The sequence below is a fragment of the Pseudomonas allokribbensis genome (assembly GCF_014863605.1).
Taxonomy (GTDB): domain Bacteria; phylum Pseudomonadota; class Gammaproteobacteria; order Pseudomonadales; family Pseudomonadaceae; genus Aquipseudomonas; species Aquipseudomonas allokribbensis.
On sequence record NZ_CP062252.1, the window covers coordinates 1 to 16,595 of the forward strand.

The following is a 16,595-nucleotide window of genomic DNA, read 5'->3' on the forward strand; positions in this document are numbered from 1 at the left end:
GTGTCAGTGGAACTTTGGCAGCAGTGCGTGGAGCTTTTGCGCGAAGAGCTGCCAGCCCAACAATTCAACACCTGGATCCGTCCATTACAGGTCGAAGCCGAAGGCGACGAGTTGCGTGTCTACGCACCGAACCGTTTTGTTCTGGACTGGGTCAACGAAAAGTACCTGGGGCGCGTCCTTGAACTGCTGGATGAGCATGGCAACGGCCTGGCGCCGTCGCTCTCCTTATTAATAGGCAGCAAGCGCAGTTCTGCGCCGCGTGCTGCGCCGAACGCGCCGCTGGCTGCGGCCGCTGCATCGCTGGCTCAAGCCAGTTCCGCGCCCGTCAGTGCTCCGGCACCCGCGCCGGCTCCAACCCCGGCCAAGCGCGCGACGCAAAAAACCGAGGAAGTCAGCGAAGAGCCGTCCCGCGACAGCTTCGACCCGATGGCGGGCGCCGCCTCCCAGCAAGCGCCGGTGCGTGCCGAACAGCGCACGGTGCAGGTCGAAGGCGCGCTCAAGCACACCAGCTACCTGAATCGCACCTTTACCTTCGAGAACTTCGTCGAAGGTAAGTCCAACCAGCTCGCCCGTGCGGCGGCCTGGCAAGTGGCGGATAACCCCAAGCACGGCTACAACCCGCTCTTCCTTTATGGTGGCGTGGGTCTGGGTAAGACGCACTTGATGCACGCGGTGGGTAACCACCTGTTAAAGAAGAACCCGAATGCCAAGGTCGTGTACCTGCATTCCGAGCGTTTCGTGGCCGACATGGTCAAGGCGCTGCAACTGAACGCGATCAACGAGTTCAAGCGTTTCTACCGTTCGGTGGACGCCCTGCTGATCGACGACATTCAGTTCTTCGCCCGCAAGGAACGTTCCCAGGAAGAATTTTTCCACACCTTCAACGCCCTGCTTGAAGGTGGCCAGCAGGTCATTCTCACCAGTGACCGCTATCCGAAGGAAATCGAAGGCCTTGAAGAGCGCCTGAAATCCCGCTTCGGCTGGGGCCTGACGGTTGCCGTCGAGCCGCCGGAGCTGGAAACCCGCGTAGCCATCTTGATGAAGAAGGCCGACCAGGCCAAAGTCGAGTTGCCACACGATGCGGCGTTCTTCATTGCGCAGCGCATTCGCTCCAACGTCCGTGAGCTGGAAGGCGCGCTGAAACGCGTGATCGCCCACTCGCACTTCATGGGCCGCGACATCACCATCGAGTTGATTCGCGAATCCCTGAAAGACCTGTTGGCGTTGCAGGACAAACTGGTCTCTGTGGATAACATTCAGCGCACAGTCGCCGAGTACTACAAGATCAAGATTTCCGACTTGCTGTCCAAGCGCCGTTCGCGCTCGGTCGCTCGCCCGCGTCAGGTCGCCATGGCACTGTCCAAGGAACTGACCAACCACAGCCTGCCGGAAATCGGCGATGTGTTTGGCGGTCGCGACCACACGACGGTGTTGCACGCCTGCCGCAAGATCAACGAACTTAAGGAATCCGACGCGGACATCCGCGAGGACTACAAGAACCTGCTGCGTACACTGACCACTTGATGAACACCAGCGCAGCTTATTAAGGCAAGGGACTAGACCATGCATTTCACCATTCAACGCGAAGCCCTGTTGAAACCCCTGCAACTGGTCGCAGGCGTCGTCGAGCGCCGACAGACCTTGCCGGTACTGTCCAACGTGCTGCTGGTCGTCGATGGCCAGCAACTGTCGCTGACCGGTACCGACCTGGAAGTCGAGCTGGTCGGTCGCGTGCAACTCGAGGAGCCGGCTGAAACAGGTTCCATCACTGTGCCTGCGCGCAAGCTGATGGATATCTGCAAAAGCCTGCCGAACGATGCGCTGATCGATATCAAGGTCGACGAGCAGAAACTGGTGGTGAAAGCCGGCCGTAGCCGCTTCACCCTGTCGACCCTGCCGGCCAACGATTTCCCGACTGTGGAAGAAGGCCCGGGTTCGCTGACCACCAGCCTGGATCAAAGCAAGCTGCGTCGCCTGATCGAACGCACCAGTTTCGCCATGGCCCAACAGGACGTGCGTTACTACCTCAACGGCATGTTGCTGGAAGTGTCGACCGGTGTGATCCGTGCCGTGGCCACCGATGGTCACCGTCTGGCAATGTGCTCGATGCAGGCCGACATCGGTCAGCAGGATCGCCATCAAGTGATCGTGCCGCGCAAAGGTATTCTCGAACTGGCGCGTCTGCTCACCGAGCCGGACGGCAACGTCAGCATCGTGCTGGGTCAGCACCACATCCGCGCGACCACCGGCGAATTCACCTTCACCTCGAAACTGGTCGACGGCAAGTTCCCTGACTACGAGCGCGTTCTGCCAAAGGGCGGCGACAAGCTGGTACTGGGTGATCGTCAGGCGCTGCGCGAAGCGTTCAGTCGTACCGCGATTCTGTCCAACGAGAAGTACCGTGGCATCCGTCTGCAACTGGCCAACGGTCAGCTGAAGATCCAGGCGAACAACCCGGAACAGGAAGAAGCGGAAGAAGAAGTAGGCGTGGAATACAACGGCGGCTCCCTGGAAATCGGCTTCAACGTCAGCTATCTGCTCGACGTGCTGGGCGTGATGACCACCGAGCAGGTTCGCTTGATCCTGTCCGACTCCAACAGCAGTGCGCTGGTGCAAGAGTCCGACAATGACGATTCGGCTTACGTTGTCATGCCGATGCGTCTGTAATCAGCTGACTCTGGATGTCGCTAAGTCGCGTCTCGGTCACCGCGGTGCGCAATCTGCACCCGGTGACCTTCTCCCCCTCCCCCCGAATCAACATTCTTTACGGCGCCAACGGCAGCGGCAAAACCAGTGTTCTGGAAGCCATTCACCTGCTGGGGCTTGCCCGTTCGTTTCGCAGCACGCGGCTATTGCCGGTCATCCAGTATGAGCAACTCGCCTGTACCGTATTCGGTCAGGTGGAGCTCGCCGAGGGTGGCCACAGTGCATTGGGGATCTCTCGCGACCGTCAGGGCGAGTTCCAGATCCGCATCGACGGCCAGAATGCTCGCAGCGCCGCGCAACTGGCGGAGATCCTGCCGCTGCAGTTGATCAACCCCGACAGCTTCCGCCTGCTGGAAGGTGCGCCGAAGATTCGCCGGCAGTTCCTCGACTGGGGCGTGTTCCACGTCGAACCGCGGTTCATGGCCACCTGGCAGCGTTTGCAGAAGGCCTTGCGCCAGAGAAACTCCTGGCTGCGGCATGGTACACTTGACGCCGTTTCGCAAGCGGTTTGGGACAGGGAACTGTGCCAGGCCAGCGCTGAAATCGATGAATACCGCCGCGCTTACATCAAAGCCTTGAAACCAGTCTTTGAACAAACCTTGAGCGAACTGGTTGAGCTCGAAGGTTTGACGCTCAGCTATTACCGAGGCTGGGACAAGGACCGGGAATTGAGTGCCGTACTTGCCGGTTCCCTGCAGCGGGACCAGCAAATGGGTCATACCCAGGCCGGACCGCAACGCGCTGACTTGCGTCTTAGATTGGGCGCTCACAATGCCGCGGACATCTTGTCCCGGGGTCAGCAGAAGTTGGTGGTTTGTGCCTTGCGCATTGCCCAGGGGCATCTGGTGAGCCAGGCCCGACGCGGCCAGTGTATTTATCTGGTGGATGACTTGCCGTCCGAGCTGGACGAAAGCCACCGTCGCGCGCTGTGCCGCTTGCTGGAAGACTTACGCTGCCAGGTCTTTATCACCTGTGTAGATCACGAATTATTGAGGGAAGGCTGGCAGACGGAAACGCCAGTCGCTCTGTTCCACGTGGAACAGGGCCGTATCACCCAGACCCACGACCATCGGGAGTGAAGGCATTGAGCGAAGAAAATACGTACGACTCATCGAGCATTAAAGTGCTGAAAGGCCTGGATGCCGTGCGCAAACGTCCCGGTATGTACATTGGTGACACCGACGATGGCAGCGGTCTGCACCACATGGTGTTCGAGGTGGTCGACAACTCGATCGACGAAGCCCTCGCCGGCCATTGCGACGACATCAGCATCATCATCCACCCGGATGAGTCCATCACCGTTAAAGACAACGGCCGTGGCATCCCGGTAGACGTGCACAAAGAGGAAGGCGTTTCCGCCGCCGAGGTCATCATGACCGTCCTCCACGCCGGCGGTAAGTTCGATGACAACTCCTACAAAGTATCCGGCGGTCTGCACGGTGTAGGTGTTTCTGTTGTGAACGCGCTGTCCGAAGAACTGGTCCTGACCGTTCGCCGCAGCGGCAAAATCTGGGAACAGACCTACGTCCACGGCGTACCTCAGGCACCGATGGCGATCGTTGGCGACAGCGAAACTACCGGTACCCAGATTCACTTCAAGGCTTCCAGCGAAACCTTCAAGAACATTCACTTCAGCTGGGACATCCTGGCCAAGCGTATTCGTGAACTGTCCTTCCTCAACTCCGGTGTCGGCATCGTCCTCAAGGACGAGCGCAGCGGCAAGGAAGAGCTGTTCAAGTACGAAGGCGGCCTGCGTGCGTTCGTTGAATACCTGAACACCAACAAGACTGCGGTCAACCAGGTGTTTCACTTCAACATCCAGCGTGAAGACGGCATCGGCGTGGAAATCGCCCTGCAGTGGAACGACAGCTTCAACGAGAACCTGTTGTGCTTCACCAACAACATCCCGCAGCGCGACGGCGGCACTCACCTGGTGGGCTTCCGTTCTGCACTGACGCGTAACCTGAACAACTACATCGAGCAGGAAGGTCTGGCGAAGAAGCACAAAGTCGCCACCACCGGTGACGATGCCCGTGAAGGCCTGACCGCGATCATCTCGGTGAAGGTGCCGGATCCGAAGTTCAGCTCCCAGACCAAAGACAAGCTGGTGTCTTCCGAAGTGAAGACCGCGGTCGAACAGGAAATGGGCAAGTACTTTTCCGACTTCCTGCTGGAAAACCCGAACGAAGCCAAACTGGTTGTCGGCAAGATGATCGACGCCGCCCGTGCCCGTGAAGCGGCGCGCAAGGCTCGTGAGATGACGCGCCGCAAAGGCGCGCTGGACATCGCCGGCCTGCCGGGCAAACTGGCTGACTGCCAGGAAAAAGACCCGGCGCTGTCCGAACTGTACCTCGTGGAAGGTGACTCCGCGGGCGGCTCTGCCAAACAGGGACGTAACCGCAAGACCCAGGCCATCCTGCCGCTGAAGGGCAAGATCCTCAACGTCGAGAAAGCACGTTTCGACAAGATGATCTCGTCCCAGGAAGTGGGCACCCTGATCACCGCGCTGGGCTGCGGTATCGGCCGCGAAGAGTACAACATCGACAAACTGCGCTATCACAACATCATCATCATGACCGATGCTGACGTCGACGGTTCGCACATCCGTACCCTGCTGCTGACCTTCTTCTTCCGTCAGTTGCCGGAGCTGATCGAGCGCGGCTACATCTACATCGCCCAGCCGCCGCTGTACAAGGTCAAGAAAGGCAAGCAAGAGCAATACATCAAAGACGACGACGCCATGGAAGAGTACATGACGCAGTCGGCCCTGGAAGATGCGAGCCTGCACCTGAACGAAGACGCCCCGGGCATTTCCGGCGAAGCGCTGGAACGTCTGGTGAACGACTTCCGCATGGTGATGAAGACCCTCAAGCGTCTGTCGCGCCTGTACCCGCAGGAGCTGACCGAGCACTTCATCTACCTGCCGGCCGTGAGCCTGGAAATGCTCGGCGACCACGCCAAGATGCAAGACTGGCTGGCCCAGTACGAAGTCCGTCTGCGCACCGTCGAGAAGTCCGGCCTGGTCTATAAGGCCAGCCTGCGCGAAGACCGTGAACGTGGCGTGTGGCTGCCGGAGGTCGAACTGATCTCCCACGGCCTGTCGAACTACGTCACCTTCAACCGCGACTTCTTCGGCAGCAACGACTACAAGACCGTCGTCACCCTCGGCGCTCAACTGAGCACCCTGCTCGACGACGGCGCGTACATCCAGCGTGGCGAGCGCAAGAAAGCGGTCACCGAGTTCAAGGAAGCCCTCGACTGGCTGATGGCCGAAAGCACCAAGCGCCACACCATCCAGCGATACAAAGGTCTGGGCGAAATGAACCCGGATCAGCTGTGGGAAACCACCATGGACCCAAGCGTGCGCCGCATGCTGAAAGTCACCATCGAAGACGCCATTGGCGCAGACCAGATCTTCAACACCCTGATGGGTGATGCGGTCGAACCTCGCCGTGACTTCATCGAGAGCAATGCTCTGGCGGTTTCCAACCTGGATTTCTGATCCCGGCCGGCACCAACAAAAAGGCCAACGCATACGCGTTGGCCTTTTTTATTACCTGCTATTCACTCACCCGCCGCCACACTCTCCAACCGATATCCATACCCATAAATCGTCAGCAACTGCCAACCCCGATCCGCTGTCAGCCCGAGCTTGTTGCGCAGGCGATAGATGTGGGTATCCAGCGGTCGTGACGAGGCCATTTCTTCATGGGGCCAGAACCTTTCGTATAAATAGTCCCGTGACAGCGGCCGGCCGAGGTTGCTGAACAGGCAGTGCGCAAGCCGGTACTCACGCTCGGTCATCATGATCGGCTTGCCTTCGCGGGTGACGGTCAGCTCGGCGTCGTCGAACACCAGATCGTTGAAACGCAGAACATTGGCCACGCTCGGGCGTTGATGGCTGTGCCGACGCAGCACGGCGGTGACTCGAGCCTTCAACTCGTTTGGGCGAAAAGGCTTGCTGACGTAATCGTCGGCCCCGGCGTTCAGGGCCTGGACGATATCGCTCTCGCCGTCACGACTGGTGAGCATGATGGCGGCCGGTGGCGCTTCCATGTGCTCTCGGGTCCAGCGCAGCAGCGCCAGGCCGGTGAGGTCGGGCAGTTGCCAGTCGAGGATCAGCAGGTCGAAGGTTTCCCGGCGCAGTTGCCGCAGCAGGTCTTCTCCGCGTTCGAAACTGTGCAGCGACCAGGGCTGTTCGCCGGCCTCGGCCATTTGTTGCAGGGTCTGCTCGACCCGGCGCAGTTCGGCGGGTTCATCGTCCAGTATCGCAACGCGCATACGCGGGATTCCTTGTCGCTTGGGTAATGGGTGGTCGACACCGGCGGTTCGACCAAAGCAGTGAAAGTAAGCGGCACACCATGGGTCGAGCCGCTATGATTCTTCGGGTCTACGTCCTCAGACCTGTCGCCTATGAAACCATTCAACCCGCCCTGCCCTGTTTTCCATGATTAACCGACGCCGCCACGAAAGCCGTGTGCAAAGTCAGGTTCAACGCCTGTTTCGGCAACTGGTGCGCGAGTGGGTGTGGATAAGTCTAGTGCTGTTGCCGCTGACTGCATTGTTGTCGTGGCGTGCGCAGGTCAATCTGCATGACCCGGCGCCCGTCACCGGCGCGATGTTGTCAGTCGCTCTGGTGGCTTGCGTGTTGGGGTTACTGTTGTGGCGACCACGTCTGGCGATCTGGGTGACGCTGGGCGGGATTGCCTGCGTGCTGCTGACCAGTGCCGGCCTGGCTGAAATGCGGCGTTGGTGGTCGCCGACGCCTGCGGCGCTGGGCATGCTGTTCGGCTATCTGATCTGGAACTGGCGGCGCCTGAGTGTGGTGCTCACCTACTTCGGCTGGGAGCTATCGCGGCTGGACAGTGAGCCGAAGGTGTTTCCCGAACGCCGCCGGGCGCCCTTTTCCAGCGCCGACCGTTTGCAGGGACAGATCATGGCCCTTGAACAAGCCATGAGCCGCACCCGCGATACTCGCCGCTTCATCGCCGATGGGTTGGAGTATCTGCCGGTGGCAACGCTGATCAGCGATCCTCGAGGACAGGTCTTGTTGGGCAATCGCAAGGCCCGGAGTCTGTTCGATCATAATCTGGTGGGCGAAGACGTCCTCGATCAGCTGGCAAGCCTGGGTTATCCAGAGTTGTCCACAGAGCCACGCCCGCCGCTATCTGAGCTGCCTCTGCTGGAGTTTCGTGACCACAAGGAGCGCAGCCTGCGCCTCGAACGTGCGGCGTTGTTGCCGGTGGACGGTGACACGCCGATTGGCTGGTTGTTGAGCCTGACCGACCTGAGTGCCGAGCGCGCCGCCGAAGAACAGCGCGGTGTGCTGCTGCGCTTTCTGTCCCATGACTTGCGAGCGCCGCATTCAGCGATCCTCGCCCTGCTCGACGTCCACCGGCATCAGGCTGGAACGGATTCACCGCTGTTCGAGCAGATCGAACGCCAAGTGCGTCGAGCGCTGGAACTCACCGATGGATTCGTTTTACTGGCCCGGGCCGAATCCGAGGCCTATCAGTTCCAGCCGAGTCTGTTTGCGATGCTGGTGATGGACGTACTGGACCAGGCACTGCCCATCGCCCAGCAAAAGCGTATCGAACTGCTGAACGATATGGATGAGCAATCCCAGGAGCGTCTGGTGCTTGCAGATCAGGGGCTGCTGACCCGGGCGCTTTTCAATCTGCTGGAAAACGCGATCAAGTACAGCCCGGCCGGGTCTACGGTCAGGTTGTGCGTTCGATGCCACGATGACTGGCTGCATTGCGAACTGACCGATCAGGGCAAAGGTATCGGGGCTGAAGACCTGCCTGATCTGTTCAGCCAGTACCGCCGTTTTTCTTCGGCTCAAGGCATCGATGGCGTGGGATTGGGGCTGTCGATGGTCAAGGCTGTGGTGGATCACCATGGTGGGCGGATCGAATGCATCAGCGTCATCGATCAGGGCACCACATTCCGCCTTGAGCTGCCGCTGATCGCTGAAGAGCAGGCATAAAAAAACCGGCTATATCAGCCGGTTTTCTTACTTCCGAAAAAAACTTATGCACCTTTTACGGTGATTTATCAGCTTCAGAAATATATAAGTAAATCAGTCACTTAATCTTTGATTTCGACGCTTTTCCAACAATCCGTACACAGGTTATCCACAAAATCTCAGACAACCACCTGATCGTTGGCAGCAGGTGCCTGCGGAGCCGGTGGCAGCGAGCCCATTTCCCGTTGCGCCTGCTCGTTCCACGTTTGCACGCGGTCGTTCAGATCGGCGATGGCACGTGGGCCAGTGCCTTCGGCGTACATCGGCTGACCGATAACCACAGTGATCACACCCGATTTTTTACCCCAACCGATTTTCGGCCAGAACTTGCCGGCATTGTGCGCAATCGGCAGCACCGGAAGCGCCGCATTCACCGCCAACGCGCTGCCACTGCGGGAGAACTTGCCGATGGTGCCGTGGGGAACGCGAGTGCCTTCAGGGAAGATCAGCACCCAGACATTGTCCTTGAGCAGCTCGTCACCTTTCGCAGCGACCTGCTTGAGGGCGGCTTTCGGGTTGTCGCGATCAATCGCGATCGGCCGCAGCATGGCCATGGCCCAGCCGAAGAATGGCACGTACAGCAATTCGCGCTTGAGCACCTGGCTCAAGGGCGAGAAATAAGCGGAGAGAAAGAACGTCTCCCAGGTGCTCTGGTGGTTCGACTGAATCACGCAGGGCCGGTCAGGCACGTTTTCCGCGCCTTTGACTTCGTAGCGGATACCGAGGAACACCTTGGTCAACCACAAGGCGCAACGGCACCAGTACACGTTGATAAAGCGATAGCGCGCCTTGAACGGCAGAAAGGGCGCGATAAAAAAGCTCAGGCTGCACCACAGCAGGGACGTGGTGCCCAGCAGCAGGTAAAAGAGGAAGATTCTGATGGCCTGCAGTATCGACATGGCGACGTTTACCGTTACGGGCGATGCCCGACTGTTCAAGCGCACTCCCGATCAATCCCTGGTCAGGAACTTCAGAAGTACTCTAGTTGTGGATAAGTTCTGCGGCAATCGCCGCCAGATCGTCAAAAATCAGGGTGCCGACCGGCAAGGTCTTGGCCTGAGTCTTTTCGCCTTTCCCGGTCTTTACCAAAACGGGCTGTGAATCGACGGCTTTGGCGGCCTCCAGGTCACCAAGGCTGTCGCCGACGAACCAGACATTCGTCAGCGCCACGTTGTAGTGCTGCGCGATGGTTTTCAACATTCCCGGTTTCGGCTTGCGGCAATCGCAACCCTCGTCCGGCCCATGCGGGCAATACACGATCAGCCCGACTTCACCGCCCTGCTCTGCCACCAGTTCGCGCAGGCGCGCATGCATGGCATCGAGGGTGGCGAGGTCGTAGTAGCCGCGAGCAATGCCCGACTGGTTGGTGGCGACCGCCACCGTCCAGCCGGCCTTGCTCAACTGCGCAATCGCTTCGATCGAGCCGGGCAGCGGAATCCACTCCTCCACCGACTTGATGTAAGCGTCGGAGTCGTAATTGATCACTCCGTCCCGATCGAGAATCAGCAGTTTCAACAGCAATCCCTCAACCCAGCAGCGAAATGTCGGCAACGCCCAGGAACAGGCCACGCAGACGCGCCAGCAGCGCGTAGCGGTTGGCCCGCACATTGGCGTCTTCGGCATTCACCATCACCGCGTCGAAGAACGCGTCCACCGGCTCGCGCAGTGCAGCCAGACGTGCCAGCGATTCGTTGTACTGACGCGCCGCGGCCATTGGCTGTACAGCCTGGTCCGCCTGCTGGATCGCCGAGTACAGCGAGAACTCGTTGGCGTTGTCAAAGTACTTGGCCTGAACGTCGGTTGGCACGGAGCCTTCCACTTTGCTCAGCAGGTTCGACACACGCTTGTTCACTGCCGCCAGCGCTGCCGCTTCCGGCAGTTTGCGGAAGGCCTGAACCGCTTGCACACGCTGGTCGAAGTCCAGCGCCGAACCCGGCTTCAGGGCACGTACCGACAGGTAGGTGGCGACATCCACGCCTTCGTCTTCGTAACGTGCACGCAGACGGTCGAAGATGAATTCCAGCACCGCGTCGTTCAGGCCGGCAGCCTTGACCTTGGCACCGAACGCATTCACGGCGAACGCCACGGCGTCGTTCAGGTCCAGATCCAGTTGTTTCTCGATCAGGATCCGCAGCACACCCAGTGCCGCACGGCGCAGGGCATACGGGTCTTTGCTGCCGGTCGGCAGCATGCCGATGCCGAAGATGCCGACCAGGGTGTCGAGCTTGTCGGCGATGGCCACGGCCGCACCGGTCAGGGTGGCAGGCAGTTCAGCGCCGGCACCGCGTGGCATGTACTGCTCGTTCAGCGCCAGGGCGACGTCTTCCGGCTCGCCGTCATTGAGGGCGTAGTAGTAGCCGGCGACACCTTGCATCTCCGGGAACTCGCCGACCATTTCGGTGGCCAGGTCGCACTTGGACAGCAAACCTGCACGGGCAGCCCACGAAGCGTTGCCGCCGATGCGTGCGGCGATGTACGCGGCCAGTTTCGAAACGCGCTCGGCCTTGTCGTAGACGCTGCCGAGTTTTTCCTGGAACACCACGTTCTGCAGGCGATCGTTGAACGCTTCGAGCTTCTGCTTCTTGTCCTGCTTGAAGAAAAACTCGGCGTCGGTCAGACGTGGGCGAACCACTTTCTCGTTACCGGCGACGATCTGCTGCGGGTCTTTGGATTCAATGTTGGCCACGGTAATGAAACGTGGCAGCAACTTGCCGTCGGCATCCAGCAGGCAGAAGTACTTCTGGTTGTCCTGCATGGTGGTGATCAGCGCTTCCTGCGGCACGTCGAGGAAACGTTCCTCGAACGAGCACACCAGCGGCACCGGCCACTCGACCAGCGCAGTCACTTCGTCGAGCAGCGCCGGCGGCACGATCGCGGTGCCTTCCTGACGGGTCGCCAGTTCTTCGGTGCGCTTGCTGATAATCTCGCGACGCTCGTTGGCGTCGGCCAGCACGTAAGCGGCACGCAGGTCGGCCAGATAGCTCGACGGCGAACCGATGCGCACGTTTTCCGGGTGGTGGAAACGGTGGCCACGGGATTCACGGCCAGCCTTCTGCGCGAGGATCGTGCAGTCGATGACCTGGTCGCCGAGCAGCATCACCAGCCACTGGGTCGGACGCACGAATTCTTCCTTGCGTGCACCCCAACGCATGCGTTTCGGGATCGGCAGGTCGTTCAGCGAGTCTTCGACGATGGTCGGCAGCAGGCTGGCGGTCGGCTTGCCGGCGATGTTCTGGCTGTAGCGCAGTTTCGGACCGCTCTGGTCGATTTCGCTCAGCTCGACGCCGCACTTCTTGGCAAAACCCAGTGCTGCTTGAGTCGGGTTGCCTTCGGCATCGAACGCGGCCTGACGTGGCGGGCCGTCGAGGTTGATGCTGCGATCCGGCTGCTGGGTGGCCAGCGCGGTGATCAGCACAGCCAGACGACGCGGCGCGGCGTAGACAGTCTTGGTCTCGTAGCTCAGGCCGGCCGCTTGCAGGCCCTTGTCGATACCGGCGAGGAACGCTTCGGCCAGGGTGTTCAGGGCTTTGGGTGGCAGTTCTTCGGTGCCCAGTTCAACCAGAAAATCTTGAGCACTCATTGTGCAGCCTCCAGCTTGGCCAGTACTTCGTCACGCAGGTCCGGGGTTGCCATCGGGAAGCCCAGCTTGGCGCGAGCCAGCAGGTAGGCTTGGGCGACGGAACGCGCCAGGGTGCGTACGCGCAGAATGTATTGCTGACGCGCAGTTACCGAGATCGCCCGGCGTGCATCCAGCAGGTTGAAGGTGTGCGAGGCCTTCAGGACCATTTCATAGCTCGGCAACGGCAGCGGCTGGTCGAGTTCGATCAGACGCTTGGCTTCGCTTTCATAGAAGTCGAACAGTTCGAACAGCTTGTCGACGTTGGCGTATTCGAAGTTGTAGGTGGATTGCTCCACTTCGTTCTGGTGGAACACGTCGCCGTAGGTCACTTTGCCGAACGGACCGTCAGCCCAGACCAGGTCGTAGACCGAGTCCACGCCCTGCAGGTACATGGCCAGACGCTCGAGACCGTAGGTGATCTCGCCGGTCACCGGGTAGCACTCGATGCCGCCCGCCTGCTGGAAGTAAGTGAATTGGGTCACTTCCATGCCGTTCAGCCAGACTTCCCAGCCCAGACCCCAGGCGCCGAGGGTCGGCGATTCCCAGTTGTCTTCGACGAAGCGGATGTCGTGGACCAGCGGGTCCAGGCCGACATGCTTGAGGGAGCCCAGGTACAGTTCCTGGAAGTTGTCCGGGTTCGGCTTCAGGACTACCTGGAACTGGTAGTAGTGCTGCAGACGGTTCGGGTTTTCGCCGTAACGGCCGTCAGTCGGACGGCGGCTTGGCTGTACGTAAGCGGCGTTCCAGGTTTCCGGGCCGATGGCACGCAGGAATGTCGCGGTGTGGAAAGTGCCGGCGCCTACTTCCATATCGTAGGGCTGAAGTACCACACAACCTTGCTCGGCCCAGTATTGCTGGAGCGCGAGGATCAAGTCTTGGAAGGTACGCACGGCTGGCGTAGGCTGGCTCACGAAATTCACCTGTTTCTTGGGCTGCGATTTAAAGAGCGGGAGTATACCCGATTCAGTCGCACCTCCACCCCCTGGAGCCTTATGCCACGCTGCTTTTGGTGCAACGAAGATCCGCTGTACATGGCTTACCACGATCAGGAGTGGGGCACGCCGCTACGCGATGCGCAGGGATTGTTCGAGTTGCTTTTGCTCGAAGGGTTCCAGGCCGGGCTTTCGTGGATCACCGTGCTGCGTAAACGCGAGCGGTATCGCGAGGTGTTGTTCGGCTTCGACGTACAGCGCGTGGCGCAGATGAGCGACGCAGAAATCGATGAATTGATGCTCGATCCGGGGATCATCCGCAATCGCCTCAAGCTCAATGCCGCCCGGCGCAATGCCCAGGCGTGGCTGGCGCTGGAGGATCCGGTGGCCTTCCTCTGGTCGTTTGTGGATAACCGGCCGGTGATCAATCATTTCAAGGATCGCAGCGAAGTCCCGGCGATCACCCCGCAAGCCGTGGCCATGAGCAAAGGCCTGAAAAAGGCTGGTTTCACCTTCGTCGGTCCGACCATTTGCTATGCGCTGATGCAGGCCTCGGGGATGGTCATGGATCACACTCAGGACTGCGACCGCTACGCGCAGCTGGTCAACGCCGGTTAGAATGGCCGCCTCGCGCACAGCACAAGATCAGGAGTGACCTGTGGAAAAGTTTAAAGGCGCCATGCTGGTTGGCGCTCTGCGGCTGTTTGCCCTGCTTCCGTGGCGGGCCGTGCAGGCCGTGGGTTCGGCGATCGGCTGGATCATGTGGAAAACCCCCAACCGTTCCCGCGATGTGGTGCGGATCAACCTCGCCAAATGTTTTCCACAGATGGACCCGGCTGAACGTGAGCGTCTGGTCGGCCAGAGCCTGAAAGACATCGGCAAGTCCCTGACCGAAAGCGCCTGCGCCTGGATCTGGCCGGCCCAGCGTTCCATTGACCTGGTGCGCGAAGTCGAGGGCCTCGACATCCTCAAGGACGCATTGGCGTCCGGCAAAGGCGTGGTCGGCATCACCAGCCACCTGGGCAACTGGGAAGTGCTCAACCACTTCTATTGCAGCCAGTGCAAACCGATCATTTTCTATCGTCCGCCGAAGCTCAAGGCTGTGGATGAATTGCTGCGCAAGCAGCGGGTGCAGTTGGGCAACCGCGTGGCGGCGTCGACCAAGGAAGGCATCCTCAGCGTCATCAAGGAAGTGCGCAAGGGCGGTCAGGTGGGGATTCCCGCGGACCCGGAGCCAGCTGAATCCGCCGGGATCTTCGTGCCGTTCTTCGCGACCCAGGCCCTGACCAGCAAGTTCGTGCCGAACATGCTCGCCGGTGGCAAGGCCGTCGGGGTGTTCCTGCATGCCCTGCGTCTGCCGGACGGTTCCGGCTACAAGGTGATTCTGGAAGCAGCGCCGGAAGCGATGTACAGCACCGACACCGAAACCTCCTGCGCAGCGATGAGTCAGGTGGTCGAGCGTTATGTGGCGGCTTATCCGAGCCAGTACATGTGGAGCATGAAACGCTTCAAGAAGCGTCCGCCGGGCGAGGCGCGCTGGTACTGATCGGCGATGTGCAATTGTGGATAACCTGACAACACGGGTTATCCACAGCCGTCACGGCTTCTGCCGATCCAGCTTCTTCAGAAACACCGTCATTTCCTTCTCCGCCTGCTTGTCGCCATGGGCCCGGGCCGCTTCCAGCCCCTGCTCCCACGCCTGCCGCGCAGCCGCCAGATCACCCAGCGCCAGGTGCGCCTTGCCCAACAGTTTCCATGCTGCCGAGTACTTCGGATCGAAGCCGACACAACGCTGCAAATGCTCGGTCGCCTTCGCGTTCTCCCCCAGATCCAGATAGCCCTTGCCCAGGCCGAAGCGCAGCAATGAGTTATCCACACCCTTGGCGAGCATTTTTTCCAGGGATTCGATCATCGGTCTCGCCTCTTGGTCGGTCAGAAGAAGCTCAATCCCACGTGGAACAGCTTCTCCACGTCGCGAATGTGCTTTTTATCCACAAGGAACAGAATCACATGGTCGCCTGCGGCAATCACTGTGTCGTCATGGGCGATGATCACTTCTTCATCACGGATGATCGCGCCGATGGTGGTCCCCGGTGGCAGGGCGATGTTTTCGATGGCCTTGCCGATGACCTTGCTCGACTTCGAATCACCATGGGCCACCGCTTCGATGGCTTCCGCCGCACCCCGGCGCAAGGAGTGCACGCTGACGATATCGCCGCGCCGCACGTGGGCCAGCAAGGTGCCGATGGTCGCCAGTTGCGGGCTGATGGCGATGTCGATGTCACCACCCTGGATCAAGTCGACGTAGGCCGGGTTGTTGATGATCGTCATCACCTTCTTCGCGCCCAGACGCTTGGCCAGCAGCGACGACATGATGTTGGCTTCGTCATCGTTGGTCAGGGCGAGGAAGATGTCCGCGTCGGCGATGTTCTCTTCCAGCAGCAGGTCGCGATCTGAAGCGCTGCCCTGCAACACCACGGTGCTGTCGAGGGTATCGGAGAGATAACGGCAGCGCGCCGGGTTCATCTCGATGATCTTCACCTGGTAACGGCTTTCGATGGCCTCGGCCAGCCGCTCACCGATCTGCCCGCCGCCGGCAATGACGATGCGCTTGTAGGTTTCGTCGAGGCGGCGCATTTCGCTCATCACGGCGCGAATGTTCTCACGGGCGGCGATGAAGAAGACTTCGTCGTCGGCCTCGATCACCGTGTCGCCCTGAGGAAGAATCGGTCGGTCGCGGCGGAAAATCGCCGCCACTCGCGTTTCCACATTCGGCATGTGCTCGCGCAACTGGCGCAGTTGCTGACCCACCAGCGGCCCGCCGTAGTAAGCGCGCACCGCGACCAGTTGCGCCTGGCCCTCGGCGAAGTCGATCACCTGCAAGGCGCCGGGGTGCTGGATCAGACGCTTGATGTAGTTGGTGACCACTTGCTCGGGGCTGATCAGCACGTCGACCGGGATCGCTTCGTTCTGGAACAGTTGTTCCTCGCGGGTCAGGTACGACGCTTCGCGTACCCGGGCGATCTTGGTCGGGGTGTGGAACAGGGTGTGGGCAACTTGGCAGGCGACCATGTTGGTTTCGTCGCTGTTGGTCACCGCCACCAGCATGTCGGCGTCGTCGGCACCGGCCTGACGCAGAATGTTCGGCAACGAGCCACGGCCCTGCACGGTACGGATATCGAGACGGTCGCCGAGGTCGCGCAGACGGTCGCCATCGGTGTCGACCACGGTGATGTCGTTGGCTTCGCTGGCCAGATGTTCAGCCAGCGAACCGCCGACCTGCCCTGCACCGAGGATGATGATTTTCAAC

The 16,595-nt window shown here is 60.3% G+C and carries 14 protein-coding genes; 7 read left to right on the forward strand and 7 right to left on the reverse strand.

Annotation, left to right across the window (positions count from 1 at the left end):
- The 4 genes from dnaA to gyrB are packed head-to-tail and all read left to right on the forward strand — an operon-like array spanning position 1 to position 6,208.
- Positions 1-1,524: a chromosomal replication initiator protein DnaA gene (gene dnaA, locus IF199_RS00005; protein ID WP_096822383.1), complete on the forward strand. Its 1,524-nt coding sequence runs from the start codon at positions 1-3 to the stop codon at positions 1,522-1,524.
- Between the two features lie 39 nt (positions 1,525-1,563).
- Positions 1,564-2,667, forward strand: coding sequence for a DNA polymerase III subunit beta (gene dnaN / locus IF199_RS00010; RefSeq protein WP_096822384.1), 1,104 nt, complete (start codon positions 1,564-1,566; stop codon positions 2,665-2,667).
- A 14-nt stretch (positions 2,668-2,681) separates the two neighbouring features.
- Positions 2,682-3,785, forward strand: a complete 1,104-nt coding sequence (gene recF, locus IF199_RS00015; RefSeq protein WP_007911886.1) for a DNA replication/repair protein RecF — start codon at positions 2,682-2,684, stop codon at positions 3,783-3,785.
- 5 nt (positions 3,786-3,790) lie between these two features.
- Positions 3,791-6,208 (forward strand): DNA topoisomerase (ATP-hydrolyzing) subunit B, encoded by a 2,418-nt coding sequence (gene gyrB / locus IF199_RS00020; protein ID WP_007954129.1) that lies wholly within the window; start codon positions 3,791-3,793, stop codon positions 6,206-6,208.
- A 62-nt stretch (positions 6,209-6,270) separates the two neighbouring features.
- Here the strand turns inward: gyrB and IF199_RS00025 are convergent, their stop codons facing one another.
- Complete coding sequence (locus IF199_RS00025) at positions 6,271-6,987, reverse strand: response regulator transcription factor (RefSeq protein WP_192559383.1); 717 nt, start codon at positions 6,985-6,987, stop codon at positions 6,271-6,273.
- Positions 6,988-7,153: 166 nt separating this feature from the next.
- Between IF199_RS00025 and IF199_RS00030 the strand changes: the two genes are divergently transcribed.
- A complete protein-coding gene (locus IF199_RS00030) occupies positions 7,154-8,695 on the forward strand; it encodes a sensor histidine kinase (RefSeq protein ID WP_192559384.1) in 1,542 nt (513 codons plus the stop codon).
- A 158-nt stretch (positions 8,696-8,853) separates the two neighbouring features.
- Here IF199_RS00030 and IF199_RS00035 read toward each other — a convergent pair whose 3' ends face one another.
- The 4 genes from IF199_RS00035 to glyQ all read right to left on the reverse strand — a co-directional run bounded on the left by IF199_RS00035 (position 8,854) and on the right by glyQ (position 13,264).
- Entirely contained in the window at positions 8,854-9,633 is a 780-nt protein-coding gene (locus tag IF199_RS00035; protein ID WP_192559385.1) for a lysophospholipid acyltransferase family protein, read from the reverse strand.
- A gap of 82 nt (positions 9,634-9,715) precedes the next feature.
- Positions 9,716-10,255, reverse strand: a complete 540-nt coding sequence (gmhB, locus tag IF199_RS00040; protein WP_164872121.1) for a D-glycero-beta-D-manno-heptose 1,7-bisphosphate 7-phosphatase — start codon at positions 10,253-10,255, stop codon at positions 9,716-9,718.
- Between the two features lie 4 nt (positions 10,256-10,259).
- A complete protein-coding gene (glyS, locus tag IF199_RS00045) occupies positions 10,260-12,314 on the reverse strand; it encodes a glycine--tRNA ligase subunit beta (protein WP_096822388.1) in 2,055 nt (684 codons plus the stop codon).
- On the reverse strand, positions 12,311-13,264 hold the full coding sequence (gene glyQ, locus IF199_RS00050; protein WP_115488318.1) for a glycine--tRNA ligase subunit alpha: 954 nt from the start codon (positions 13,262-13,264) through the stop codon (positions 12,311-12,313). Before glyQ ends, glyS begins: the two co-directional genes overlap by 4 nt.
- Positions 13,265-13,345: 81 nt before the next feature.
- Between glyQ and tag the strand changes: the two genes are divergently transcribed.
- Both tag and IF199_RS00060 read left to right on the forward strand, forming a co-directional pair.
- A complete protein-coding gene (gene tag, locus IF199_RS00055; RefSeq protein ID WP_007954111.1) occupies positions 13,346-13,903 on the forward strand; it encodes a DNA-3-methyladenine glycosylase I in 558 nt (185 codons plus the stop codon).
- A 40-nt stretch (positions 13,904-13,943) separates the two neighbouring features.
- Positions 13,944-14,831: a lysophospholipid acyltransferase gene (locus IF199_RS00060; protein ID WP_085713088.1), complete on the forward strand. Its 888-nt coding sequence runs from the start codon at positions 13,944-13,946 to the stop codon at positions 14,829-14,831.
- A 51-nt stretch (positions 14,832-14,882) separates the two neighbouring features.
- Here IF199_RS00060 and IF199_RS00065 read toward each other — a convergent pair whose 3' ends face one another.
- The gene (locus tag IF199_RS00065; protein WP_192559386.1) at positions 14,883-15,197 is read right to left on the reverse strand and encodes a tetratricopeptide repeat protein; all 315 of its coding nucleotides are present in this window, start codon (positions 15,195-15,197) and stop codon (positions 14,883-14,885) included.
- 20 nt (positions 15,198-15,217) lie between these two features.
- Positions 15,218-16,594 (reverse strand): Trk system potassium transporter TrkA, encoded by a 1,377-nt coding sequence (trkA, locus tag IF199_RS00070; RefSeq protein WP_007954108.1) that lies wholly within the window; start codon positions 16,592-16,594, stop codon positions 15,218-15,220.
- Position 16,595 lies beyond the last annotated feature (1 nt).